This is a genomic window from Desulfitobacterium chlororespirans DSM 11544, assembly GCF_900143285.1.
Taxonomy (GTDB): Bacteria; Bacillota; Desulfitobacteriia; order Desulfitobacteriales; family Desulfitobacteriaceae; genus Desulfitobacterium; species Desulfitobacterium chlororespirans.
The window spans coordinates 118,894-141,557 of sequence record NZ_FRDN01000003.1 but is presented as its reverse complement, the minus strand read 5'-3'; the positions used below and the strand labels follow the sequence as shown (position 1 = coordinate 141,557).

Here is a 22,664-nt window from a genome sequence, read left to right as displayed (position 1 = left end):
ATGCGGCTGGAACTCAGAAATGGAAACTTTGGCTATACCCAGGAGCGTCTCCTGCTCAGGGACATCTCCTTTGCCTTGGAGCAAGGCAGGATCATGACAATTCTTGGGCAAAACGGCATCGGCAAGACGACCTTGCTCAAATGCCTGATCGGGCTGCTTAAGTGGCAAAAAGGGCAAACCCTTGTGGATGGAAAGCCTTTGCACTCTCTGAAGGAGTGTGAGGCTATCGGGTATGTGCCCCAGGCTCACCGGAGTGTGTTTGCCTTTACGGTTGCCGAAATGACCGCTATGGGCAGAGCCAGGCATGTGCCTCTTTTCGGAACGCCTTCCCAATGGGACCGGCAAAGAGTGGAAAAAGCTTTGCAAATCGTGGGGATTGAAGGGCTCAAAGATCGGTTGTGCACCCAGCTCAGCGGCGGACAGCTTCAGCTGGTGTATATCGCCAGAGCCTTGGTCAATGAACCTCAATTGCTGATTATGGATGAGCCGGAATCCCATCTGGATTACAAGAATCAGCAGCTTATTTTAAACTTGGTCAGGAAACTGAGGGATGAGAAAGGGATTTCCTGTATTATCAATACCCACTATCCTGACCATGCCTTAAGAATATCCGATGACACCCTGATGCTGGGGCAGGACCGGTATCTTTTCGGTCCCAGCGAGGAGATTATTACCGAGGCGACCATGAAGGAATTCTTCGAGGTAAATGTAAAAATCTTATCCGTTCCGGGACTCCAGAAAAAAAGCAAAGCCTTTGCCGTTGTTGACTAGATGTTTTCCATAATTTGAGGTATAATTTTTTCTATGAAAAACGAAGTGAACAAAGTCATCGGTGATTATATTAAAATGGTGGAGAAAATAGCCAACGGAAGAGTCAATGTCCTGGATTTCGGCGGCGATATGGTGTTTTACCGGGGGGAGATCCATATGATCAAAATGATCGGAGACAACCCGGGCATCCATCTGTCGGAAATGGCGCGCAACTTTAAAATAACCCGGGCAGTTGTCTCGAAAACAGTCATGAAACTGGAGCAAAAGGGCTGTGTGCGGAAAGAAAAGGATTCTGCCGACCTGAAGAGAATCCGGCTTTTTCTGACGGACAAAGGAGAGGAGGCCTATCTGGCTCATCAGCATTATCATAACCTTTATGACAGCCCCTTGTTTACCTATTTGGATGGGTTAAGCAGTGATCAGCTGGCGGTTGTGGCGGAATTTATGAAGCGGGCCAACCTATTGGTGGATAATCATTTTTGATCTCTTTTATCTGTACATCCTGGTCTATAAGCAGAGACGCGGCGAAGGGAAAGCCTGCGTCTTTTTTGCACTGCCAGAAAGTATAACTTCATTGGATACTTTCCTCCAGCATAAGTGCAGCCAATGACTTCGCTTTTCTGGATGCGTGATTAAAAAGCAAACAAGTGGGTCGACAGTGTCTTCGGGCGAAGCAACAAGTGCAAAAGCAGTGCTTTCGGGGTCTTCCTTATATCGTGGGCTTTTCACTACCATGAATGTATGCTTGACATACAAACCATCTCTATTGTATGCTTGGCATACGATAGAGATGGAAGGGGAGATTTTTTTGTATCAGCCTCAGCATAAGTCCAAAGTTTATTATGATTTGCTCCATAAGAACCGGGAAGCTCAGTTATTTTTAGCAGCCCTGCGTTTAGAGGTGTTCTCTTATTTGGAGGACTGGTCATCGCCGGCAGAGCTGGCCCTCAGAACGGGCTTTAATGGGCGCAACTTAGCCTTATTGCTCAACGCCCTGGCTGCTGCCGGATTGCTGGAGAAACGGCAAAACGACTACCGCAATACCGGAGTAGGCAATGAGTTTCTGCATAAGAACAGTCCTGTCTACTTAGGGGAAAGCCTTCTCTTCCGGGAGAGGATGATGGCTTTGGATAATGTGGAAGAACGGGTCAGGTCCGGGCCGGATGCGGGGATCGCCGCCAGGAATCAAGGAGTGGAGGTTTACAATTTTCATGAGGCAGCCCGCTGCGGCATTCCGGAGATGTACACGGGCAGGGTACAGGGACTGTTGAAGGCAGTGCAAAAGCTCTTTGGCGAAGAACAGCCCCGAAAAGTACTGGATTTGGGCGGCGGCTCCGGAGTCATGCTTAAGGAGCTGATTTCCCATTATCCTAACTCCAGGGGGGTGATCTTTGAGCATCCCAGCGTCGCAGATTTGCCCCGCCAATTGTTGAGGGAATGGGGGCTGGCTGACAGGATCAGTATTCTTGCCGGGGATTTTAACAATGATGACATCGGCAAGGACTACGACCTGATTATTGCTTCCGGGATCATTGATTTTGCCAAGGATCACCTGGACATTCTCACCGCTAGGCTGGGAGAGGCCTTGGCACCGGAGGGGTATCTATACTTGGTATCTCATAATGTGAATGAGGATTATCAGGAACCGGCCGAGTGCATTTTGGGTTGGTTATCCAGTCATCTGGACGGCCTTGATATCCTTCTGACGAAAGACACCATCGCTGCCGCCCTGGCAAGGCACGGCTTTAAGCCGGTGCTGTTTTCCCCGGATGAAGGGGTTTTTACCTTTCTGCAAGGTGAGTTTTATCAGCGGAGGCTGGACGGATAGAGTAGTTTAGGACTACGAATCAAGAAGACGATAGAGGGAGACAGGGCAGTTATCCGTTGTTTCGGGCAAGGGGTAACCGCTCTTTTTATGAAAGTCTTAAGTGCGGATAACTTTTCGAATACTGAATTTGGCCGGCAAGGATTGACTTGAAGGTCTAATCGTGTTAGACTTCACTTAGTCTAATGGTATTCGACCAAAGTTAATGGAGGCTTATTGATGGAACAATATAAACTTGGCGAAGTGGAGCAAAAATTTGCCGATCTGATTTGGCTTCATGCCCCTATTCCTTCCGGGGAGCTTGTCAAGCTCTGTGAAAAGGAACTGAACTGGAAGAAATCCACCACCTATACCATGCTCAAGCGGCTCTGCGACCGGGGGATATTTGAAAATCAAAAAGGCCGGGTCACAGCCCTGATGAGCAGGGAAGACTTCACAGCGGCCCAGGGGGAGCAGTTTTTGAGCGAAACCTTCGAGGGTTCTCTGCCCCGTTTTTTTGCGGCATTCACCCGCAGGAACAAGTTAAGCGCCAAAGAAATACATGAGCTGCAGCAGCTCATTGACCAGCATAAGGAGGAATAACATGCAGGAGGAACTATTCTTAAAGGTACTCAACATGAGTATTACCGGAAGTGCGGTTATCCTGTGTGTAGTGCTTATGCGGCTCCTGCTCAGAAAAGCGCCGAAGGTTTTTCCCTACGCCCTTTGGAGCGTGGTGCTTTTTCGCTTGATTTGCCCTTTTTCTTTCGAGAGTGCCTTAAGTCTGCTGCCGGTGAACCCCGAACCGATTCCGGAACGCATTGTTTATGCCGCCGTACCTCAGATTCAGACAGGGATCGGGGCGGTGGATCGGATCGTCAGCTCGTCTCTGCCCGGGGCGACGCCCTATGCCAGCGTTAATCCCCTGCAGATCTGGATCTTTTTGGGGTCCCTGCTGTGGATAATGGGTATTGCCGCTCTTTTGATATACAGCATTTTCTCACTGATGGGCTTAAAAAGGCGGCTGAGGACCGCGGTCCATGATCAGGATAATATATACCTCTGTGCAGATATCGACACTCCCTTTGTCATGGGGGTGATCCATCCCCGGATTTATTTGCCCGCTTCGCTTTCCGGCACGGAGAAGGAGTATATCCTGCTCCATGAGCAGACTCATATCCGGAGGTTTGATCATGTGGTCAAGATCCTGAGCTTTTTTGTGCTTTGCATCCATTGGTTTAATCCCTTGGTGTGGGCCGCCTTTTTCCTTTCCGGCAGAGATATGGAAATGTCCTGCGACGAGGCGGTGATCAGGAAGCTGGGCCATGAGGTGAAAAAGGATTATTCCTCCTCCCTCCTTTCCCTGGCCACAGGCAGGCGGATCGTAGGCGGCACCCCCCTGGCCTTTGGCGAGGGTGATACCAGGGGCCGGATTATGAATGTTCTCAACTATAAAAAGCCTGCCTTCCGGGTCCTGCTGATCGCTTTTTTGGCTGTGCTCATTCTGGGTATGGGGCTGATGGCCAACCCCAAAGCCGGGGAGAACTTCACCGCTGCCGTTTACCGTGTGGATGAGATTCTCTACAGTGCCTCTCAGTATTCTTTTGCTTACACCACGGACAGCGCCCCTCAGTACAATATCTCTTCCGACTATGTGCTGTTTCGCAAGGAAGTCTCCGATCAGGACTGGGTCATGCTGGGCAGTCTCTATAAATATCCTCTCAGTCGTCAGGAGCGATACGGGCTCTTTGAGTCGCTGAACAACAAAGCCCATGATAATCTGGATGAGGTGAAAACAATTTACCGCGCTGATCTTAAGGATGAAAACCAGACCTTTATATTGGTGATGGAGCAAAAAGACGGTCATATTCTCCTGGCCCACGGCTATGATTTTTCCGAAAAGCCCCGTGTCCGCTGGCTGTTCCATTTGAATAAGATAGTTGAGCCTGATACCAATGAGCAGGCCGGCCAGGTGAAGCCCCGGAGTGATAGGGCTGCCGGCACCGTAGAGGCGGAGCCTATGGCGAAGGAGCAGAACCCTCTGGAGAAAGCTGTCTCCGCAGCGATCCTTCAGCATCATAGGAGCGGGTATAACGGTGGAGATTTCTCCGCCCAGGCTCATACTACTTTAGCCACTGAGACCGGGGAGTCGGAGGCAGGCAACGGCATCAACACGGTCACGGTCTATGCCATGGCCCTCTATATGGAGTTTGGATATCGTGGGGGTGGACTTTCTGAAACGGGGGGGAGCCACATGCCGATTGCCCTTACTTTTGAGGTGGAGGACAAGAATATCTACAGGCTGATGGAATACTGGACACCTCGGGATGGCGCTGATTATGGCCCCTCCCTCCGGGAAAAGTTCCCAGAGAGGATTTTCCCGGGGGGGATTGGGGAGGATGCCCTGGACACGCAAAAATATATTCAGGCTCACGCTATGGCCTGTTATGAGCAGGCCATAGCCTACGGCCAGGTGGATGTTGGCAACGAGATCGCCGGACTGATCGAGACCATCTGTTCTTCCCCGGCTCATATGTCCAATCCCGGGGCCTATATAGATGCCCATCCCCTTGAGTATCGTACTCTGATCTACTATGGCAGCTATACCCTGGAGTATTGCTTTGACCTCTTTGCCCAAGGTGGGCAGAGAGGACTGGAGGGTCACATCATGGCCGCCGCCTGCCGGGAAATTATGATGGCCAAGGGTGCGTCCTTTGACGATATTCTCTACAGCACCGGCCAGGATTGGTATGACAGCATCAAGGACTGGGCTGTTCCCTCATAAAGCAGTAAAACTGTACCAATAAGGCAAAACACTATATAATCAGGCAGTTATTGCCGTCGGGAAAAGAGCTGAGTTCTTCCAGGGAACCCCGGCTCTTTTTATTAGCTTGGATGAAGGTTCGCTATGCATCACCACAGGGGATGCAGGGGCTTAGCCATGAGTTTGAGTATTATGAAGGAGATTGCACACGGGCCTGCTGTCAAGTTCTGATGCTCAAAACTTGTTTGAAAAACATAAATTAGCCTTGACAGGACAAAAGATAACTTGTTATTATTGATTTTGATAATCAATATCAATAATAACAAGTTATCTATATTAAGAAGAGGGGAACATGCAGCATGAAGAAAATTGTCGTCATCTATTGGAGTGGATCAGGCAATACGGAGAAAATGGCCGCAGGAGTGGCTGAAGGTGCCCGGGCTGCCGAAGCGGAGGTCCGGATCATTCCGGTCGATCAGGCGTCTGTCGCCGATGTCCTGTCCGCGGATGGAGTAGCACTGGGCTGCCCGGCCATGGGGTCTGAAGTTCTGGAAGAAGATGAAATGGAACCATTCATTTGCTCATTAGAGCAAGAAAATCTGTCTGCTGTGCCAGTGGTTCTTTTCGGCTCCTATGACTGGGGTGACGGAGAATGGATGCGGGACTGGGAAGAGCGCATGAAGAAAGCCGGCGCCAATTTAGCGGGGGACGGCTTGATTCTTCAGTTGGAACCGGATAACGATGGTATGGAACAATGCCGGAAACTGGGGAAGACCCTGGCCGACGCATAGCCTGGCACCGCCAGATACATCAGATATTACAGGAAAGTCCCTGGTTATAGGCCGGGGACTTCTTGCCAGAAAGGTCAATCTTTAATAAGATAAGAATAAAACAAGAAAACAATGAGTACAGAAAGAACAGGAGAAACGTTTATTTATGAATAATAACGGTCAGGTAACGAAATCCGCCCATAAACACCACGGGCATACCCATACCCATACCCATGGCTGCAGTTCAGGTGGTTGCGGCTGCAGCAGCCAGACTGCAGAGCAGGAAACAGCCTGTTGTCATTCCCACAAACCGCCGGTCCTCGACCCTCAGGAAACAGTATTTATGCAGGAACTGGCACAACGGGGCTGCCTGCCGGTCAGCCGCTACATCCTCAGCAGCAGCTCGGAAAAAGAAGTCCGGTTCGAGATGCTTGCCCCAGTCTATATGAATGATCCCAGTGACGGTATGGAAACCGTGAAAGAAAAAGGTGCAGCTTTAAAAGGGCTGAAAGAAAAAGGGCTGATCTCGCTGGATTATGAGCTGAGGCTGAGTGATTATGACTATACGTCCTATACGGATGCCGCCTTGTTTGCCTATTTCAAAGATACCGTTGAGGAAGGAAAGAAGCGCCCGGGCTTTCTTGGCGATACCGCGGAAATAGAGCTTGGTGTGATCACGCTTACGGATGCGGGAAAACGGTTCACAGAACAGTTTCAAGAGTAACAAAGTTTTTCACCAGAGCTGCCGACAACAAATCTGAGTCCAAGGGATGTGAACCTTGGGCTTTTTGCATTTCAAAGAACAGTGTCGCCTATATATTCTTTGATTAATGAAGTTTGATTTCTGCGCACGCAAACACCATGCAAGATTTATTGTTAAAAAATTTGGAATATTTAAATAATTGATTGACGTACCTCTTCCTTCGTATTAAGATTAATTCAGACCGATAAAACTATGACCAGATATTTAAATAGCTCTGCCCAAAACAAATGCCAAAGTACCACAAAAATAAAAGCATATAAGGTGATGAGGGCCCAGGAGTCCAATGCCGAGGGGTAAGTATGGTTCGAAATTGTGACCAGATATTAATTTAACTCCTAAAAATCTTGAGGGAGGTGAGGAATTATCGGACTAATCTATAGATAGCCCTGCCATCAAGGAAGGGGTATAGACAGGGTTTGGGAGGAAAGTATTGAGAAGAAAAGAGGTTAGAACATGAGCAATGAGGTAGGTTTGAGGAGAGCAGAGTCGGGTTCTTACCATTTCCTGATTCGACGCGTCCATTCTCTCTTAGGGCTATTGCCCATCGGTATCTTCCTGACATTTCATTTGTTTTTAAATCTCTCGGCTCGTTTGGGACCGGGGCAATACGACAAAGTCATCCAGACCATGCAGAGTGTTCCGGGAATTTTTCTGATTGAGATGATCATTATCTTTGTTCCGATTATTTTTCATGCTGTTTATGGCAGCTGGGTGGTTTACACCGGTCAAAGCAATATCCTGCGTTATCAATATCCTCGGAACTGGTTTTATATTATCCAGCGGATCTCCGGTATCTATACCGTGATTTTCGTGGCTGTTCATGTTTTTGCCCTTCGCTTTGGGGAAGCCAGTTTTGCCGGGATGCAAAGCGCGGTTGCTAATCCCTGGGGGCTTATTTTTTATGCGATCGGGGTTGTCCTGGCCATTTTCCACTTCACCAACGGCCTCTGGGCTTTTGCCATAACCTGGGGAATCACCGTAGGCCCCCGGGCACAGCAGATCTGGACTTATGCATGCCTGGCGGTCTTTGTTCTCCTGACGGCTATTGGACTTTATGATCTGACCGCTTTTATGTAAAAGAAAAGTTTCCTATGATCGATTCCCATAATGAATAAAGGTGAGAGGTGAAGAGGATGAGTAAGGTAATCGTGGTAGGCGGAGGACTGGCGGGTCTGATGGCTGCCATTAAGATAGCGGAGGAAGGAACACCGGTGGATTTATTCTCCTTAGTACCGGTGAAACGCTCCCATTCCGTATGTGCTCAGGGAGGAATCAACGGGGCGGTCAACACAAAAGGGGAAGGAGATTCACCTTGGGAGCATTTTGATGATTCGGTCTATGGAGGGGATTTTCTCGCCAACCAGCCTCCTGTGAAGGCCATGTGCGATGCCGCGCCGGGCGTTATCCATCTCATGGATCGTATGGGAGTTATGTTTAACCGGACACCGGAAGGGTTTTTGGATTTCCGGCGTTTCGGCGGGACCAAGCATCACCGTACAGCCTTTGCCGGAGCCACCACAGGCCAGCAGCTTCTCTATGCCCTGGATGAGCAGGTCCGCCGTTTTGAAGCGGCCGGCTTAGTCAGGAAATACGAAGGATGGGAGATGCTCTCTGCTGTTATTGATGAGGGAGTCTGCAAGGGAATTGTCGCCCAAAACCTTTATGATATGGAGATCCAAAGCTTTCCCGGCGACGCCGTCATAGTAGCTGCCGGAGGGTGCGGCATGATTTTTGGCAAGAGCACCAATTCCACCATTAATACAGGCTCCGTGGCCTCGGCTCTCTACCAGCAAGGGGTTAAATACGCCAATGGTGAGTTTATCCAGATTCATCCTACGGCCATTCCGGGGGAAGATAAGCTGCGGCTCATGTCCGAGTCGGCCCGTGGCGAAGGCGGGCGGGTCTGGACCTATAAAGAAGGTAAGCCCTGGTATTTCCTGGAGGAGATGTATCCGGCCTACGGGAACCTGGTCCCCCGGGATATTGCCACCCGGGCCATCTACCATGTGGTCTTTGATCTGGGTCTGGGAGTCAACGGTGAGAACATGGTTTATCTGGATCTTTCCCATAAAGATCCTCATGAACTTCAGATCAAATTGGGGGGAATTCTTGAGATCTATGAGAAATTCGTGGGGGATGACCCCAAAAAGGTTCCCATGCGGATTTTCCCGGCGGTTCACTATTCCATGGGCGGAATGTGGGTGGATTATGATCAAATGACCAATATCCCCGGTCTGTTTGCCGCCGGGGAATGTGAATATCAATACCATGGGGCCAATCGCTTAGGAGCCAATTCCCTGCTTTCGGCTATTTATGGCGGTATGATCGCCGGCCCTAAGTCCCTGGAGTACATTAAGAAAAATAAATCGGCAACCTCCAGCGGGCAGGAAGAAGCCTTTGTTCGTGAACGGAAGACTCAGGAGGAGCTCTGGAACAGTATTCTCACCATGAAAGGTGAGGAGAATCCCTACCATATTTATCAAGAGCTGGGTGATGTTATGACTCAAAATGTCACCGTCATCCGCTATAATGACAAACTGGCCGGGACGGACCAGAAAATCCAGGAGCTTATGCAGCGTTGGCAGAGGATCCGGCTCATTGATGATGTCCAGTGGAGCAATCAGACGGCACTTTTTATCCGGCAGCTTTGGAATATGCTGGAGCTGGCCCGTGTCATTACCTTGGGGGCCCTTAACCGCAATGAAAGCCGGGGAGCCCATTATAAGCCTGACTATCCGGAGCGGGATGATGCGAACTGGCTGAAGACCACCATTGCCACCTACACACCGGAGGGCCCGCGATTCAGCTATGAAGCGGTGGATGTATCACTGATTACGCCCAGACCGCGGCGCTATGATGTAGAGAAATAGGGGGGATAGCCATGTCAGGGCAGAAGATTGTCCGTTTAAAAATCCGTCGCCAAAATGCTCCGGACCAACCTGTTTTTTGGGAAGAGTTTGCGGTGGATTATAGTCCCAAGATGAATATCATTTCCTGCTTGATGGAGATTCAAAAAGATCCCGTCAATGCTCAAGGCCAAAAGACCAATCCGGTGGTCTGGGAATGCAACTGTCTTGAAGAAGTCTGTGGTGCCTGCACCATGAATATCAACGGTCAGGCCAGACAGGCCTGCTCGGCCTTAGTGGATCAATTGGAGCAGCCCATTGTCCTGGAGCCTCTCCGGAAATTCCCCATCCTCCGGGATCTTATGGTGGATCGAACTATTATGTTCGAGAATTTAAAGAGGGTTCACGCCTGGATTGATATCGACGGAACCTACGATCTGGGTCCTGGGCCCCGCATGGCTGAAGTGGATCGAGTATGGGCGTATGAGCTTTCCAAGTGCATGACCTGTGGGTGCTGCATGGAATCCTGCCCCCAAGTCAATTCCCGTTCCCGATTCATCGGACCGGCCGCGATTTCCCAGGCCCGCCTCTTTAACACCCACCCCTCGGGGGCTATGCATAAGCATATTCGCCTATCCGCCCTTATGGGTGATGGAGGGATCACCGACTGCGGCAACGCCCAAAATTGCGTACGGGCCTGCCCCAAGGAGATTCCTTTGACCACCAGTCTTGCCGATATGAACAAAGAGGTCAATAAATTTGCCTTGAAGCGATGGCTGAATACTTAAAAAAGTCAAGATGCAAGAAAATTTTTTATTGCAATCTGACAACTTAGATGTTAACATAAAGTTGTAACAACTTATAACAAAATAAGAGTTGTCAGATTGCAAGCTGTTTGCAATCAAGGCTGAATTTCCCAAAAAGGAAAACGGGGGAACCATCATGGGGGTTAATTATTGTCAGGGAGAGCAAACTCCTGGCAATGACGGAAAGGTATCATTCCGAACCCGGCAGCTAACCTCGTAAGCGTGTGAACCGTTTTAGTGTTTTTTATGCTAAATCAATAGTTAATGTTATGCGCTGCTTCTTCTTGGGCCTGTTCAGGCCCTTTTTCTATGCCTTTTTGCGGATTTCAGTCGAGAAAAAGGAGGACGTTTGAATGAAAAAGTTACCAATGCTCAGAACTTTACTGGTGGGGATGCTGGCCTTTAGTGTCTTTGCCTTGGGAGGGTGCGGCTCTTCCGAGACCAACGGTGACGGGATGAGTACATTGGCAAAGGCTAAGGAGAAAGGAACCGTCACCGTTGGTTTTGCTAATGAAAAGCCCTATGCATATAAAACTGCCGACGGGGAGCTCACCGGTGAAGCTGTGGAAATTGCCCGGGCCGTCTTAAAAGAGCTGGGGATTAATGAAATGCAGGGGGAGCTTACGGAATTCGCCTCTTTAATTCCCGGCCTTCAGGCCAAACGTTTTGATATGGTTACCGCCGGAATGTTTATCACCCCCGACCGGGCCGAGCAGGTATCCTTTGCCAATCCCGAATACAGCATCGGGGAAGCCATTGCCGTCAAGAAAGGTAACCCTCTCGACCTGCATAGCTATGAAGATATCGCCAAGCACGGGACGGCTAAAGTCGCTGTACCTGGGGGAGCCATTGAGTATGACTACCTTGTAGCCAGTGGTGTCCCCAAAGATAGAATCGTGACCGTTCCGGATATGCCGGCAGCTTTGGCAGCCCTGCAGGCCGGGCGGGCAGATGTGATTACCGCTACCGGCCCTTCGATTCAGGCTACTTTGGATACGGCCAATGACCCTAACTTGGAGCGGGTCATGGATTTCACTCAGCCGGTGATTGACGGCGAAAGTGTCAGAGGTTATGGGGCAACTGCCTTCCGCCATGAAGACAGTGATTTCCGGGAGGCTTTCAATGCCGAATTGCAGAAGCTGAAAGAATCCGGTGACCTTCTCAAGATCCTTGAATCCTTCGGCTTTACAGAGCAAGAGCTTCCGGGGGACATAACTGTACAAGACATTATTAAGTAGGAAGTGATGACCTTTGGCTATCTTAGACCTCTTGCCGACCCTGTTAAAAGGGTTGGAAATAACCCTCATCATCACTCTTCTGGCAACCCTCCTTGCTTTGGTGCTGGCTTTCCTGGCCGGGTTCGGCCGCTTGTCCAAATATCCGCCCATCTGCTTTCTGACGGCAGTCTATGTGGAAACCTTCCGGGGAACCTCCCTGCTTGTTCAGCTTTTTTGGATCTATTTTGCCCTGCCTCTTTTAGGCATCAGCTTGCCTCCCCTGGCCGCCGGAGTCCTGACTCTGGGTTTCAACTGCGGGGCCTATGGTTCCGAGGTGGTGCGCAGTGCTATTCTGGCTGTTCCCAAAGGGCAGACGGAAGCCGGGGTTGCCTTGAACTTCAGCCCCTGGCAGCGCATGCGGCGCATTATCCTGCCCCAGGCCTTTGTCATGATGCTGCCGGGGTTTGGCAATCTGCAGATTGAGCTGCTGAAAAGCACCTCCCTGGTCTCTTTAATCACCCTGGCCGATTTGACCTATCAGGCCTCCGTGCTTAATGCTTCCACTATGGAGACGACTTTAATTTACAGCTTGCTGCTTGTGATCTACTTCCTGATTGCCTGGCCCTTAACACGGGGGATCCGCTGGATAGAAAACAGGCTGACTGTAGGGAGGTACTAAGATGTGGAATTGGGATTTTGCCATTAAAATCTTCCCGGAGATATTTGCAGCACTAAAGATTACTGTGATCGCTACTTTTGCCGGATTCTTTCTGGCCTTGTTTTTAGGGATGTTCCTCACCATCGGCAGCCGCTCTTCCCTGAAGCCTGTCGCTTACAGCTCAAAAGGCTTTGTGGAGTTTATCCGCAGCACACCTTTGCTGGTTCAGCTCTATTTTATTTTCTATGTACTGCCCCAAGCCGGGTTGTCTTTAAGTCCCCTCACTGCCGGGATTATGGGTTTAGGGATTCATTACAGCACCTATCTCTCCGAAGTCTATCGCTCGGGAATCGAAGCGATACCCCAGGGACAATGGGAAGCAGCGAAAGCTCTCAATTTCAGCCCCTGGCAAGTATGGGCCAAGATCATCATTCCTCAAGCGGTGCCGCCGGTCATACCGGTGATGGGTAACTATTTGATCACCATGTTTAAAGAAACCCCTCTTCTTTCGGCCATTACCTTGGTGGAAATTTTACAGACAGCCAAGATTATCGGCTCCCACTCCTTCCGTTATCTGGAGGGGTTCACGATTGTAGGGCTTTTGTTCTTATTGTTGAGTTATCCCTGCTCGGTGATGATTCGCCGTTTGGAAATGAGGATGACGAAAAGCGTTCGCTAAGGAGGAATAGGATGAGTGCTCAATTGAAACTATTAAAAACTACACCGGATGAAACGAAAAATAAGCAGACCGTAGCCGGGAAAAAAGTAAAACAACCTGTAGTGCACTACGAAAAAATCGCCAAAGCTTATGGAGACTTGCAGGTCTTAAAAGGGATTGACCTGGATATTGCGCCGGGAGAGAAAGTGGCCTTAATCGGACCCAGCGGCTCAGGAAAAACCACGATGGCCAGGCTGCTCATGACCTTGGAAGAACCTACTTCCGGAGCCATCCAAGTGGATGGTGAGTCTTTGTGGCAGCAAAAGGTCAAAGGAAAAATGGTTAAAGCCAATGAAAAGCATCTTCATAAAATTCGCAACAAGATCGGTATGGTCTTTCAGCATTTCAATCTTTTTCCCCATATGACCATTTTAGGCAATGTGACAGCCGCTCCCATCCATGTGCTGGGGATGACCAAGGATGATGCTGAGGCGCAGGCCATTGCTATGCTGGAGAAAGTGGGCCTGGGTGATAAGCTTCATGGCTACCCCGCCCAACTGTCCGGTGGGCAGAAACAACGGGTGGCTATCGCCAGGGCTCTGGTCATGCGCCCCAAAATTATGCTCTTTGATGAACCTACCTCTGCTTTGGACCCTGAGCTGGTGGGTGAAGTGCTGGAAGTCATCAAGGAGATTGCCCAGGAAGGGGAGATGGCTATGCTCCTCATCACCCACGAGATGGATTTTGCCAAGGATGTGGCGGACCGGGTGGTCTTCTTTGATGAAGGGCACATTATCGAGGAAGGACCGCCCCGGGAAATCTTCCATAACCCCCAGAGTCCCCGCCTGCAAAACTTTTTAAGCCGCTTCCGGGGAAGATGAATCACCGGGAAAGGTAAATCACTGGAGGAAGTAAATCGGCGAGAAAAGTAAATTGATGAATCAAAAAACCAGGTCTATATTGTATGTATTGACCCCCAAAAGTTAGACCCAAAAATCTAACGATTGGGGGTCAATACAAATATAGACCTGGTCTTTGCATGCTTACAAAGCAGACACTATCTTGCGCCGGTAATCGCCGCGATGATTTTTTCCGGATCATCCACTACGCTTACTGAAGGGCTGACCACAAAGTCTGCGATGGTAATTTTATCTCCTAATAATTTATCTGCAACATCGACAGCCACATATTCCGGAATATCGGCACTGGGGCCCGTCATCTCCAACTCAGAAAAATAGGGCAGCACGATCAATTTTCTTTCACTGAGTGCTTCACTGCCGCCGAAGGTAATCGGAACTTTCATCTTCACAACCTGATCATCTTCCACCACTTGCATAGAGATATGAATGGTTTTTCCCGAAGTAATATCCTTTTGAATTTCTCCGACGAAGCACTGCTTGGTTTCACCCGCAACCTGCACAGAGATTTTAGCTTTTTGGGAACGGCCCTGCAGGGCTTTGTTAAGCCTCTTCTCATCGAATTTCACACTGATGGAGTCCATACTTTTGCCGTAGATTACCCCCGGCACAAAACCTTTGCTTCGGACTTCCTTGGGTTTTTCTTTCCTTTCGACAGCCTGAATTGCAGTTTCGCTCATTTGTTTGACCCTCCATTCTTGTACTCTGCGCCGTCCGCAGAGTCGTTTGCTACATGGTCAGAAAGTATAAACTTGCAAATATATACTTTCTAAGCATAAGGGCAACCAGCGACTTCGCCTCACTCGCGATCACACGTTTAAGGCAAACAAGTGGGAAGACAGTGTCTTCGGACGAAGCCGGATTTTCTTGATTGGCCCTAATACTATTAACTCTATAGTTTTACTAGGGGGAAGTCAAAGCCCGGCAGTCCCCGCAATTTAAGGGTAAAGCCACTTACAACTCAAAAGGTAAAGAAAAGTTGTCTTTTCATCCGAATGCTCCTTTAGCCGGAAACAACCCAGGATGATTCGAAAATTCTTTGAGGAATACCTTTATCAAGGAATAATGCCAAGCCTCTTCTCCATAAGTTTTTTAAAGGGCGGATAACATCGGCCCAAGGCATGGGAAGGGAGAAGAGCCATGAGGAGAATGAGAAGGGATGGGCTCAACTATCGCAGACGATGGAATAGAGGTTGGATGGTAGCAGCGATGTTCGCGCTGGTGCTTATTGTGACTGGCAGCTTAGTATGGAAGTATAACCAAAAGGACGAAGAAATCTGGAGTTGGACCATCGGCAATCAGGTTGTGCTCATCGACGCCGGGCATGGCGGCGTTGACCCAGGGGCTGTAGGGAAGGTCAGCCTAGAAAAGGATATTACCCTGAATATTTCTAAGCATTTGCAACTCCTTGTTCAACAATCTGGGGGTAAGCCCGTCATGGTTCGGGAAGCCGATGTGGATCTGGGGACGTCTGAGGGTCTAGCTAGAAGAAAAAGAGAGGACCTGGCCCAACGAATCCAACTGGCTAAAGATTTCGAGGCCGATGTCTACTTAAGTATTCATGTGAACAGCTCCCCCAACCATTCCTTAACCGGCCCCCAGGTTTTTTACCATGAGGGTTTACCGGAGGGAAAGCTTCTGGCTGAGGCCATACAAATGGAACTCAATAAACTGACCGGAACCAAGCGGGTGGCCAAAGCCGACCAGGATTTGTTTATTCTAAAAAAGGCACAGCAAGCTGCGGTGACGGTGGAAGTCGGCTTCCTGTCCAATCCCCAGGAAGAGCAAAAATTAAATGAAACAGACTACCAACATCAACTGAGCATAGCTATCTACCAAGGTCTCTCCGAATATTGCCGTAAACTGCAAAAGGAGGGAATCCCCATCGTGGATGTGAACTAAGGCGAATGAACGACATTAATCCGGGCTTTGCATAGTTCCAAATAAATAGTCCTCGGGGCCATCCCGAGGACTATTTATTTGAGGACTATTCTAATTAATGTAATTATTTTATTTAATGTATAATGTAGCAATTGGGTAAAGCTTGTTGTATTGAGGATAAATCATAGTTACCAAGCGTTGTAGAGCTAATCTCAAGAAGAGTCAAATTTGTCAGTTGTTCTAAAGACTTTAAGTCATTTAGGGTACCCTGATAGTTAAGACTTCTCAATTTTGGCAGCTCTCTTAAAGGCGACAGATCATTAATCTGGTCAGAATAAATGGCAAGAGAGGCCAGGCCGGTTAAGTTTTCTATTCCGGATAAATCTTCACAGCCTTTGCCGATAAGCAGTTTCGAAATATTTTTAACATCACTGTTATAAATCTCTGCTGTTGGCTTATAGGTAAGCTCCCGGACTGCCTTTTCCAAAACGGGATCCTTAAAGGTTAGGGCTGTGTTATCAACGGAAGTATCTTCTGATCCAGGTTCCGGAGGCATATTGCCGATATTGATGGCTGTCTTTACACCGGTGGCCTTGTCTTCCAAAGAAATAAGAATCGTTTTATCCGAATCATATATATTATAGGTTATCTTGAAATCCCTGTCTGATGGCTTTAAATCGATCATTGAATTGACAGATGAGCTTGCATGCAACTCCGAAGCAGGAATTTTTGGCGTTATATCTTTACCTTCTTTATTAAGTATTCGGTATTGCAAATAAGTAGTGATATTAGGGGATAATTTACCAGTGGGTAAAAAAGATATTTGAGCGATGTCAAGATCCTCATCAGTGTTGTTTTCAGTGTCGCTTGCTTCATACCCTGATGGCGAATGAAGGTTTAACAGCGCTGAGATTTCCATTCCTTTTTGGTGAGCCAAAGTAACCAGAACCTGTTCATCATCAGCAGAGAAATCATAAGTTATGGTGCCGGTGCCGGTTTCCGGATCCAGGCTTACATCAGCAGGGAGGGAGTTGATGACGGCCGTTGCCTTCAGGTCCGCTGCAGGAACAGATTTGGTAATGTTTGTATAATAATGGTCCAACAGTTTATATTGGAAAGTGGCTGTCCCTGTCTCGGTTTTTACCAGATCACCTGAAACGAAATCAATTCTGGCTATTGCCGAAGGGGGCGTCGCTTGCGAGGCTGGAACCGGTTCTAGTCCAAGAGTGTTTAAAACGGCGGTAACTCCGGTGAGTTTATCTCTTAGAGTGGTTTGGATAAGCTGATCTGTATCTAAGGTATCAAAAGCAATGGTGCCGGTACCTGTGTCAGGGTCAAGGGTGATCTCGGAACCTGGGGCTGAAAAGGCTTCGATCTGAGAGGCAGGAATTTTAGGGGTAATATCGTCGATGAAATTGATGATATTGTAGCGAAAAGTGGCGGTATTGGCTCCGGAACTCGTTAAGCTATCAGTAAGAAAATGAAGTTCATCAACTCTTTTCAGGGATTCTTCATCAGAATTGCCGACAATTAATCTTTTAGTATCGCCTCTGGAGTATCTGGGCGCGATTGTAATCAAAACATCAACGTACGATTTGGGAAAGTCATAGGTCAGTGTACAAGTTCCTGTTTGAGGGTCTAAGTTGGCTTCGGTGATTCCCAAGAATTTTACGCCATCTGCAGGTCTGGCTTCCACATGTAAATCAAAAACCGGAAATTCACTGGTGATATCTACGCCATTTTTATCAAAGAGTTTGTAGTGGAATATAGCAGTGGTTGGGCTGGTCATTTCGATCCGCTCTTCTTCAATAATCTGAGTAGAATGAACCAGAGGCTCCGGCCACCAAGGAACTAACGGCACGGCCGAAACATAAGTAGAGCACATTAATAGAAATATTAAAGTAAGGGTAAAGGACCTTCGCATAGATTTACGGAACATATCTCCAACTCTCCTTAATTTTAATATCACTAACATTATATTACATATTTGTATAACATTCTATAGCCAATTGACTTTGACAAATGCTGCTCCCAATGAAGGCTTAAGAACCGGATTTGCTGAAAAAGAAGGAAATGTTGGGTATTGTCCCGAATAATGTACTCTACGCTTTGCTCTGATAGTGAAAAATAGGAGGGACTACCGCATGACTCTTTTACCCGTCCTTTTGTTTATATTAGGGGTGATTTGTCTTATTTGGGCTATGAGAATGGGGAATTCCTCCGGCAGAACCAGCCCGGAAATACTCACCATCCTTCAGGGGGTGGCCGGAGTAAAAAAAGAGATCAGTAAAGTTCAAAAAGGTCTTCGGGAAATTGAAACTCAATTAGGAGATCATGAATTGAGGCTGTTTCGCAATGAGAATGTTCAAGCAGATCTCCGTACCGAGGTTAATGCCCAGAAGATTAATATTAATCAATTGACCTCTTCAGCTGTGAACACCTTTGCTCAGCCTCAGATGAAATCCCAGCCTCATCTCTCTGCCAATCCTCAGAACTCGAGTCAAGGGACTAATCAAGGGGTCAACCCATATCATCGCCTCTACGACAATAGCAGTGCTTTGACTCAAGCGCCCTTGGAAACCTTTGACCGGTACACTGAAGTGGAGTCCCCTTCTCCAATGCTCCCTGAAAAGTATCAATGGGTTTTGGAGCTTGATCAACAAGGCTGGTCCGTAGCGGAAATTGCCGGTCATTTGGCCATCAGCCGGGATGCAGTCAATATGGTTCTACGCACAGCCCTTAAAGGAAAGGGGCTGACATCATGAAACTATCCCGCTCCTATATATTAGGATTGGGTTCGGGGCTGATCCTCAGTGCTCTTCTGGCCATGGTGATCCCTCCTGTAGGCATCAGCTTTGCCGGGAGTTCACCGCCGGAGCAGACCGGTAAAGGCGGCAACACGCCGGGCAGCGAAAATCAGGGTGAGGTTCCTAATCCGGGCGAAGGTGAGAACAAGGAGGGGAGTAACAATCCGACACTCCCTGAAAATCCGGTAACTTCTGATGAGACGGGGGAGAATCCCGCTCAGAATCAGGGTATGAATTCAGGAAGCCCTTCAAGTGCCGATGCTGAGAAGGAGAAACCCACGCAAACCTTTGTCATTCCCTCAGGCTCCACGGCAGATAGAATTGCCGGCCTTCTGCTTGCCGAAGGGTGGATATCTTCAAAAGACGAATTCCTGGATTTAGTTAAGCAAAAGAATCTGGCCGGTCGTTTTCAAGCGGGAAGTTTTGAGCTAATCCAAGGCATGGATATGGAAGAGATTCTGAAGCAACTCATCCCTTAAATCTAATAGAGCCTGTCATTACAAATAGTATTATGACTTATGCAGTAAGAGAAGGTATTGCTCTTGCTGCTTTTCTGCATATAAAACCTTCTTCTTTGAAAAATTATATAGAAGAACTAAAATCGAAAGAAGGGGTTATCAATGGAAAGAAGAAAGGTGCGCGTCATAGGAGTGCCTATCGACTTAGGAGCGGATCGGAGAGGGGTGGATATGGGCCCCAGTGCTATCCGCTATGCGGGGCTTCATGAGCGCTTAAAAAAGCTGGGCTGGGAAGTGGAGGATGTAGGTAATATCGATGTACCGATCGCCGAGACCCGGGAAATTAAAGATCCTCTGCTCAAATATCTCCCCGAGATTTCAGAAGTCAATCAAAAGCTCTACCCTCTGGTGGCTCAAGCCATTAAGGAGGGGGTCATTCCCTTAATAATCGGGGGAGATCACAGCTTAGGAATAGGCTCCTTAGCGGGGTGTGCCGCCAGCGGCAAGCAGTTTGGCGTTATTTGGTTCGATACCCATGGTGATTATAATTCCGTGGAAACAACCTCCAGCGGCAATATTCATGGCATGCCTTTAGCTGTAGCCAATGGTATTGGAGCTGAGGAGTTAACCAGTATCGGTGGAGCCGCCCGGAAAATCAAGGAAGAGAATACCGTGATCATCGGGGCCCGGGATTTTGACGATGAAGAGCGGGCTATGATCCGCCAATCCGGGATTACGGTGTTTACCATGAGCGATATTGACCGCTTGGGTATGGAGGCGGTGGTTCGGCAAGGGCTGGAAATCGCCAATCGAGGTACCCACGGAGTCCATATCAGCTTTGATCTGGATGTATTGGACCCCAGTGAAGCTCCCGGTGTTGGAACCCCGGTTCAAGGGGGGATGACCTATCGGGAAGCTCATTTGGCTATGGAGATGGTCGCTGATTGCCGATGCCTGTTGAGTATGGATGTGGTAGAGGTCAATCCCATTTTGGATGCGCAGAATAAGACCGCCGAATTAGCAGTGGGTCTCATAAGCTCGGCCTTTGGACAAAAAATTTATCCGTGACAAAAAGTTTAAATATAATAAAGAATTCTTGCCAAAAGTTGAATTGCAGAATTCATGAATACGGCTTAAAATGATAATAACGAAACTTTTTTAGGTCTTGAAACGTAAACATGATGAGAGGTATAAAGAAGACTTGGTTTACGCCCGAAGACACTGCTTGCGTAGGCACAGGCGGAAGCCTTAGTCGCACTTATGCTCCATGAAATTTATGCTATCTGAATAGCGAAAGAAGAGATAGGAGCTGCTCGTCATTATGGAGGATGCTGAATTAATTCAGCAGGTTCTTAAGGGAAGGCATGAGCAATATGGATTGCTGGTCCAGCGCTATCAAGAACCCTTAATTCATTTTTTACGCGGAATACTGGGCGCTGAGGATGAAGTCTTTGATTGCGCCCAAGAAGCCTTTTTAGCAGCCTATGGTCATCTTTGGCGCTACTCGGATAAATATACTTTTCGGGCCTGGCTCTATGCCATTGCCAGAAATAAGGCCATCGATCTTATGCGCAAGAAAAAGCGGGAAATTCCTTTAAGTATCGATGAGAGCCTGGTGGACCGGCAAATGGGACCGGAGGAAGCCTATTTGGCCAAAGAGCAGGCCTTGGACGTCAGGGCTATCCTGGAAGAATTGCCCGAGCACTACCGGCAAGCACTCTATTTGCGTTACCAACAGGAGTTAAGCTATGAAGAGATAAGCACAGTTTTAAATATTCCCATCAGTTCAGTCAAGACACACCTCCATCGAGGTAAAGAAAAACTCCGCCAAATCATGGAAAGGAGAAATGGTCATGAAGGAAATGGATGATCTGCTCAAGTCTGTATTTCAGGATAAGTCCATAGCCCAAGAGCCTTTGCAAGGAATGCAGGTGAGAATTATGGAACAAATTCTTGCTGCTCCGGTGGACTTTCAGGAAAAGCGCTTAGTTAGGCAACGCAGAAAATGGGGGACCATTTTCTTAGGCGGGCTCTTTGTCCTTTCTCTAAGCCTCTTTCTCATCAACTGGTTTTTAGGACCTTGGCTTGGCGGCGGGTTAAATACCTTTGTCCTGTGGCTTACCGCCAATATTCCTATGCTGGCCTGGCTCCAGAATAGGTGGGACTGGTTTCTCGATACACTCACCATTCTCTCCAATCTAAAAATAGGATATCAGCTCCTATGGCAGCAATATGGTTTGGCTGTGATGGGTATCTTGTTTTCATGGGTCCTCTTTGAAGGAATACGAGATAAACTCAATAGCACAACAATCGACGGGAATTCCTAAAGAGAGGGAGTTGTTTCAATGGACGCCCTTAAGATGTTCTTTAGAGATCAGGCTTGCATCGTCTGGAAAGAAGCATGGGAGGCAGCACGCCTGATTGGCGAGCGTCCGGAGCTCGGGTATCAGGAATATTTTGCGGTGGAGACCTTAACCCAACTGCTTAAAAGCCATGGCTTTGAAATTCAACAGCCGGCCGCCGGTTTGGATACGGCATTTATCGCCCGCTTCTCAGGGTATAAGCCTGGTCCCCGACTTGCTTTTTTAGCGGAGTACGATGCTTTACCGGGAATTGGTCATGGCTGCGGGCATAATTTGATTGGGGCGGCCAGTGTGGGAGCAGCCATTACTTTGAGCAAAAGCCTTGAACTGCCCGGTGAGATCTGGGTTGTGGGAAGCCCAGCGGAGGAAACCAGTGGTGGTAAAGTCATTCTAGTGAACGAAGGGGTATTTGAAGGGGTGGATGCAGCGCTTATGTTTCATCCGGGGAGTCAGAATGCTACGATTATCTCCTCTTTGGCCTTAGATGCCTTGGAGTTCGTTTTCTTAGGAAAAGCGGCTCACGCTGTGGCAGCTGCTTATTATGGAGTGAATGCCTTAGAGGCCCTGATTGATTTTTTCAATCGGACAAACCGGCTGAAAGATAATCTCCCTCATGATGCTTATATTAATGGAATTATTACAGAGGGCGGCACATCCCCCAATGTGATACCGGAACGGGCTGTGGCACGGTTTTATCTGCGGGCACGCCAGAGGAAGGTATTGAATATCATTCGCAACCAGGTCATCCGCTGTGCCCAAGAAGCAGCGGCTGCAGTCTCAGCCAAAGTCACTTGGAACATGTTTGAGAACTCGTATGATGAAATGCGAAGCAATCGAGCCTTAGCCGGGGCTTTTGAAACCAACCTTCGTGAATTGGGAATTCGCAACATATCTCCTCCCCAATCCGCCATGGGTTCCGTGGATATGGGAAATGTCAGCCGGCTTGTTCCGGCTATCCATCCTTATTTAACACTTGGGGGAGGTATGAACATACCTCATACACGGGATTTCGCTCAGGCTTGTCTTTCTGCTCCGGGTGAGCGCCTGCTTTTACTGGCTATTCAAGCCTTAGCTCTTACCGGCTGGGATATCTTAAGTGCTCCGAAGCTGCTAAGTCTTGCTAAGCGGGAACTGAACTCCCGGCCCCCTGTAAAATAACAATAAGGCTCAGTACCATAAAG

At 48.4% G+C, this 22,664-nt stretch carries 23 protein-coding genes and 1 riboswitch; of the genes, 21 read left to right on the top strand and 2 right to left on the bottom strand.

Going from position 1 to position 22,664, the window contains the following annotated elements; translation table 11 throughout:
* From BUA14_RS00655 to ehuA, 14 genes are all read left to right on the top strand, one after another.
* Positions 1-771: an ABC transporter ATP-binding protein gene (locus BUA14_RS00655; RefSeq protein WP_072770817.1), complete on the top strand. Its 771-nt coding sequence runs from the start codon at positions 1-3 to the stop codon at positions 769-771.
* A gap of 33 nt (positions 772-804) precedes the next feature.
* The gene (locus BUA14_RS00650; RefSeq protein WP_072770816.1) at positions 805-1,254 is read left to right on the top strand and encodes a MarR family winged helix-turn-helix transcriptional regulator; all 450 of its coding nucleotides are present in this window, start codon (positions 805-807) and stop codon (positions 1,252-1,254) included.
* A gap of 325 nt (positions 1,255-1,579) precedes the next feature.
* Complete coding sequence (locus BUA14_RS00645) at positions 1,580-2,599, top strand: class I SAM-dependent methyltransferase (protein ID WP_178371578.1); 1,020 nt, start codon at positions 1,580-1,582, stop codon at positions 2,597-2,599.
* A 216-nt stretch (positions 2,600-2,815) separates the two neighbouring features.
* Complete coding sequence (locus BUA14_RS00640) at positions 2,816-3,178, top strand: BlaI/MecI/CopY family transcriptional regulator (protein ID WP_072770814.1); 363 nt, start codon at positions 2,816-2,818, stop codon at positions 3,176-3,178.
* Between the two features lies 1 nt (position 3,179).
* Positions 3,180-5,360, top strand: a complete 2,181-nt coding sequence (locus BUA14_RS00635) for a M56 family metallopeptidase (protein ID WP_072770813.1) — start codon at positions 3,180-3,182, stop codon at positions 5,358-5,360.
* Positions 5,361-5,698: 338 nt separating this feature from the next.
* The gene (locus BUA14_RS00630; RefSeq protein ID WP_072770812.1) at positions 5,699-6,130 is read left to right on the top strand and encodes a flavodoxin; all 432 of its coding nucleotides are present in this window, start codon (positions 5,699-5,701) and stop codon (positions 6,128-6,130) included.
* Between the two features lie 145 nt (positions 6,131-6,275).
* The gene (locus tag BUA14_RS00625; protein ID WP_072770811.1) at positions 6,276-6,833 is read left to right on the top strand and encodes a hypothetical protein; all 558 of its coding nucleotides are present in this window, start codon (positions 6,276-6,278) and stop codon (positions 6,831-6,833) included.
* 492 nt (positions 6,834-7,325) lie between these two features.
* Positions 7,326-7,949 carry a succinate dehydrogenase cytochrome b558 subunit gene (locus tag BUA14_RS00620; protein WP_072770810.1) on the top strand — a complete coding sequence of 208 codons (624 nt, stop codon included), beginning with the start codon at positions 7,326-7,328 and terminating at the stop codon, positions 7,947-7,949.
* Between the two features lie 56 nt (positions 7,950-8,005).
* Positions 8,006-9,742, top strand: coding sequence for a succinate dehydrogenase flavoprotein subunit (sdhA, locus tag BUA14_RS00615; RefSeq protein ID WP_072770809.1), 1,737 nt, complete (start codon positions 8,006-8,008; stop codon positions 9,740-9,742).
* 11 nt (positions 9,743-9,753) lie between these two features.
* Positions 9,754-10,506: a succinate dehydrogenase iron-sulfur subunit gene (gene sdhB / locus BUA14_RS00610; RefSeq protein ID WP_072770808.1), complete on the top strand. Its 753-nt coding sequence runs from the start codon at positions 9,754-9,756 to the stop codon at positions 10,504-10,506.
* Positions 10,507-10,613: 107 nt separating this feature from the next.
* Positions 10,614-10,761: riboswitch (cyclic di-AMP (ydaO/yuaA leader) on the top strand.
* Between the two features lie 116 nt (positions 10,762-10,877).
* Complete coding sequence (ehuB, locus tag BUA14_RS00605) at positions 10,878-11,762, top strand: ectoine/hydroxyectoine ABC transporter substrate-binding protein EhuB (RefSeq protein WP_072770807.1); 885 nt, start codon at positions 10,878-10,880, stop codon at positions 11,760-11,762.
* Positions 11,763-11,775: 13 nt separating this feature from the next.
* On the top strand, positions 11,776-12,420 hold the full coding sequence (gene ehuC, locus BUA14_RS00600) for an ectoine/hydroxyectoine ABC transporter permease subunit EhuC (protein WP_072770806.1): 645 nt from the start codon (positions 11,776-11,778) through the stop codon (positions 12,418-12,420).
* Between the two features lies 1 nt (position 12,421).
* Positions 12,422-13,078 (top strand): ectoine/hydroxyectoine ABC transporter permease subunit EhuD, encoded by a 657-nt coding sequence (gene ehuD, locus BUA14_RS00595; RefSeq protein ID WP_072770805.1) that lies wholly within the window; start codon positions 12,422-12,424, stop codon positions 13,076-13,078.
* Between the two features lie 11 nt (positions 13,079-13,089).
* Positions 13,090-13,938 carry an ectoine/hydroxyectoine ABC transporter ATP-binding protein EhuA gene (ehuA, locus tag BUA14_RS00590; RefSeq protein WP_072770804.1) on the top strand — a complete coding sequence of 283 codons (849 nt, stop codon included), beginning with the start codon at positions 13,090-13,092 and terminating at the stop codon, positions 13,936-13,938.
* A 176-nt stretch (positions 13,939-14,114) separates the two neighbouring features.
* On the opposite strand, the gene BUA14_RS00585 is transcribed toward ehuA, so the two are convergent.
* A complete protein-coding gene (locus BUA14_RS00585; RefSeq protein ID WP_072770803.1) occupies positions 14,115-14,654 on the bottom strand; it encodes a 50S ribosomal protein L25 in 540 nt (179 codons plus the stop codon).
* 460 nt (positions 14,655-15,114) lie between these two features.
* Here BUA14_RS00585 and BUA14_RS00580 point away from each other — a divergent pair, with 460 nt between their 5' ends.
* Complete coding sequence (locus BUA14_RS00580; RefSeq protein WP_072770802.1) at positions 15,115-15,876, top strand: N-acetylmuramoyl-L-alanine amidase; 762 nt, start codon at positions 15,115-15,117, stop codon at positions 15,874-15,876.
* Between the two features lie 112 nt (positions 15,877-15,988).
* On the opposite strand, the gene BUA14_RS00575 is transcribed toward BUA14_RS00580, so the two are convergent.
* On the bottom strand, positions 15,989-17,794 hold the full coding sequence (locus tag BUA14_RS00575) for a hypothetical protein (protein WP_072770801.1): 1,806 nt from the start codon (positions 17,792-17,794) through the stop codon (positions 15,989-15,991).
* A 205-nt stretch (positions 17,795-17,999) separates the two neighbouring features.
* Between BUA14_RS00575 and BUA14_RS00570 the strand changes: the two genes are divergently transcribed.
* The 6 genes from BUA14_RS00570 to BUA14_RS00545 all read left to right on the top strand — a co-directional run bounded on the left by BUA14_RS00570 (position 18,000) and on the right by BUA14_RS00545 (position 22,641).
* A complete protein-coding gene (locus tag BUA14_RS00570) occupies positions 18,000-18,620 on the top strand; it encodes an RNA polymerase sigma factor (protein WP_072770800.1) in 621 nt (206 codons plus the stop codon).
* Positions 18,617-19,141 (top strand): endolytic transglycosylase MltG, encoded by a 525-nt coding sequence (locus BUA14_RS00565; RefSeq protein WP_072770799.1) that lies wholly within the window; start codon positions 18,617-18,619, stop codon positions 19,139-19,141. The genes BUA14_RS00570 and BUA14_RS00565 overlap by 4 nt, the downstream gene beginning before the upstream one ends.
* A 141-nt stretch (positions 19,142-19,282) precedes the next feature.
* Positions 19,283-20,188, top strand: a complete 906-nt coding sequence (gene rocF / locus BUA14_RS00560) for an arginase (RefSeq protein WP_072770798.1) — start codon at positions 19,283-19,285, stop codon at positions 20,186-20,188.
* A gap of 253 nt (positions 20,189-20,441) precedes the next feature.
* Positions 20,442-20,990, top strand: coding sequence for an RNA polymerase sigma factor (locus BUA14_RS00555; protein WP_072770797.1), 549 nt, complete (start codon positions 20,442-20,444; stop codon positions 20,988-20,990).
* The gene (locus tag BUA14_RS00550; protein ID WP_072770796.1) at positions 20,974-21,447 is read left to right on the top strand and encodes a hypothetical protein; all 474 of its coding nucleotides are present in this window, start codon (positions 20,974-20,976) and stop codon (positions 21,445-21,447) included. Before BUA14_RS00555 ends, BUA14_RS00550 begins: the two co-directional genes overlap by 17 nt.
* A gap of 18 nt (positions 21,448-21,465) precedes the next feature.
* Entirely contained in the window at positions 21,466-22,641 is a 1,176-nt protein-coding gene (locus BUA14_RS00545; RefSeq protein WP_072770795.1) for an amidohydrolase, read from the top strand.
* Positions 22,642-22,664 lie beyond the last annotated feature (23 nt).

What these genes read in the sequence shown, in the direction of transcription:
- BUA14_RS00655 (WP_072770817.1), top strand. Translation starts at nt 1, where the DNA reads ATGCGGCTGGAACTCAGAAATGGAAACTTTGGCTATACCCAGGAGCGT.
- BUA14_RS00650 (WP_072770816.1), top strand. Translation starts at nt 805, where the DNA reads ATGAAAAACGAAGTGAACAAAGTCATCGGTGATTATATTAAAATGGTG.
- BUA14_RS00640 (WP_072770814.1), top strand. Translation starts at nt 2,816, where the DNA reads ATGGAACAATATAAACTTGGCGAAGTGGAGCAAAAATTTGCCGATCTG.
- BUA14_RS00635 (WP_072770813.1), top strand. Translation starts at nt 3,180, where the DNA reads ATGCAGGAGGAACTATTCTTAAAGGTACTCAACATGAGTATTACCGGA.
- BUA14_RS00630 (WP_072770812.1), top strand. Translation starts at nt 5,699, where the DNA reads ATGAAGAAAATTGTCGTCATCTATTGGAGTGGATCAGGCAATACGGAG.
- BUA14_RS00625 (WP_072770811.1), top strand. Translation starts at nt 6,276, where the DNA reads ATGAATAATAACGGTCAGGTAACGAAATCCGCCCATAAACACCACGGG.
- BUA14_RS00620 (WP_072770810.1), top strand. Translation starts at nt 7,326, where the DNA reads ATGAGCAATGAGGTAGGTTTGAGGAGAGCAGAGTCGGGTTCTTACCAT.
- sdhA (WP_072770809.1), top strand. Translation starts at nt 8,006, where the DNA reads ATGAGTAAGGTAATCGTGGTAGGCGGAGGACTGGCGGGTCTGATGGCT.
- sdhB (WP_072770808.1), top strand. Translation starts at nt 9,754, where the DNA reads ATGTCAGGGCAGAAGATTGTCCGTTTAAAAATCCGTCGCCAAAATGCT.
- ehuB (WP_072770807.1), top strand. Translation starts at nt 10,878, where the DNA reads ATGAAAAAGTTACCAATGCTCAGAACTTTACTGGTGGGGATGCTGGCC.
- ehuD (WP_072770805.1), top strand. Translation starts at nt 12,422, where the DNA reads ATGTGGAATTGGGATTTTGCCATTAAAATCTTCCCGGAGATATTTGCA.
- ehuA (WP_072770804.1), top strand. Translation starts at nt 13,090, where the DNA reads ATGAGTGCTCAATTGAAACTATTAAAAACTACACCGGATGAAACGAAA.
- BUA14_RS00585 (WP_072770803.1), bottom strand. Translation starts at nt 14,654, where the DNA reads ATGAGCGAAACTGCAATTCAGGCTGTCGAAAGGAAAGAAAAACCCAAG.
- BUA14_RS00580 (WP_072770802.1), top strand. Translation starts at nt 15,115, where the DNA reads ATGAGGAGAATGAGAAGGGATGGGCTCAACTATCGCAGACGATGGAAT.
- BUA14_RS00575 (WP_072770801.1), bottom strand. Translation starts at nt 17,794, where the DNA reads ATGTTCCGTAAATCTATGCGAAGGTCCTTTACCCTTACTTTAATATTT.
- BUA14_RS00570 (WP_072770800.1), top strand. Translation starts at nt 18,000, where the DNA reads ATGACTCTTTTACCCGTCCTTTTGTTTATATTAGGGGTGATTTGTCTT.
- BUA14_RS00565 (WP_072770799.1), top strand. Translation starts at nt 18,617, where the DNA reads ATGAAACTATCCCGCTCCTATATATTAGGATTGGGTTCGGGGCTGATC.
- rocF (WP_072770798.1), top strand. Translation starts at nt 19,283, where the DNA reads ATGGAAAGAAGAAAGGTGCGCGTCATAGGAGTGCCTATCGACTTAGGA.
- BUA14_RS00555 (WP_072770797.1), top strand. Translation starts at nt 20,442, where the DNA reads ATGGAGGATGCTGAATTAATTCAGCAGGTTCTTAAGGGAAGGCATGAG.
- BUA14_RS00550 (WP_072770796.1), top strand. Translation starts at nt 20,974, where the DNA reads ATGAAGGAAATGGATGATCTGCTCAAGTCTGTATTTCAGGATAAGTCC.
- BUA14_RS00545 (WP_072770795.1), top strand. Translation starts at nt 21,466, where the DNA reads ATGGACGCCCTTAAGATGTTCTTTAGAGATCAGGCTTGCATCGTCTGG.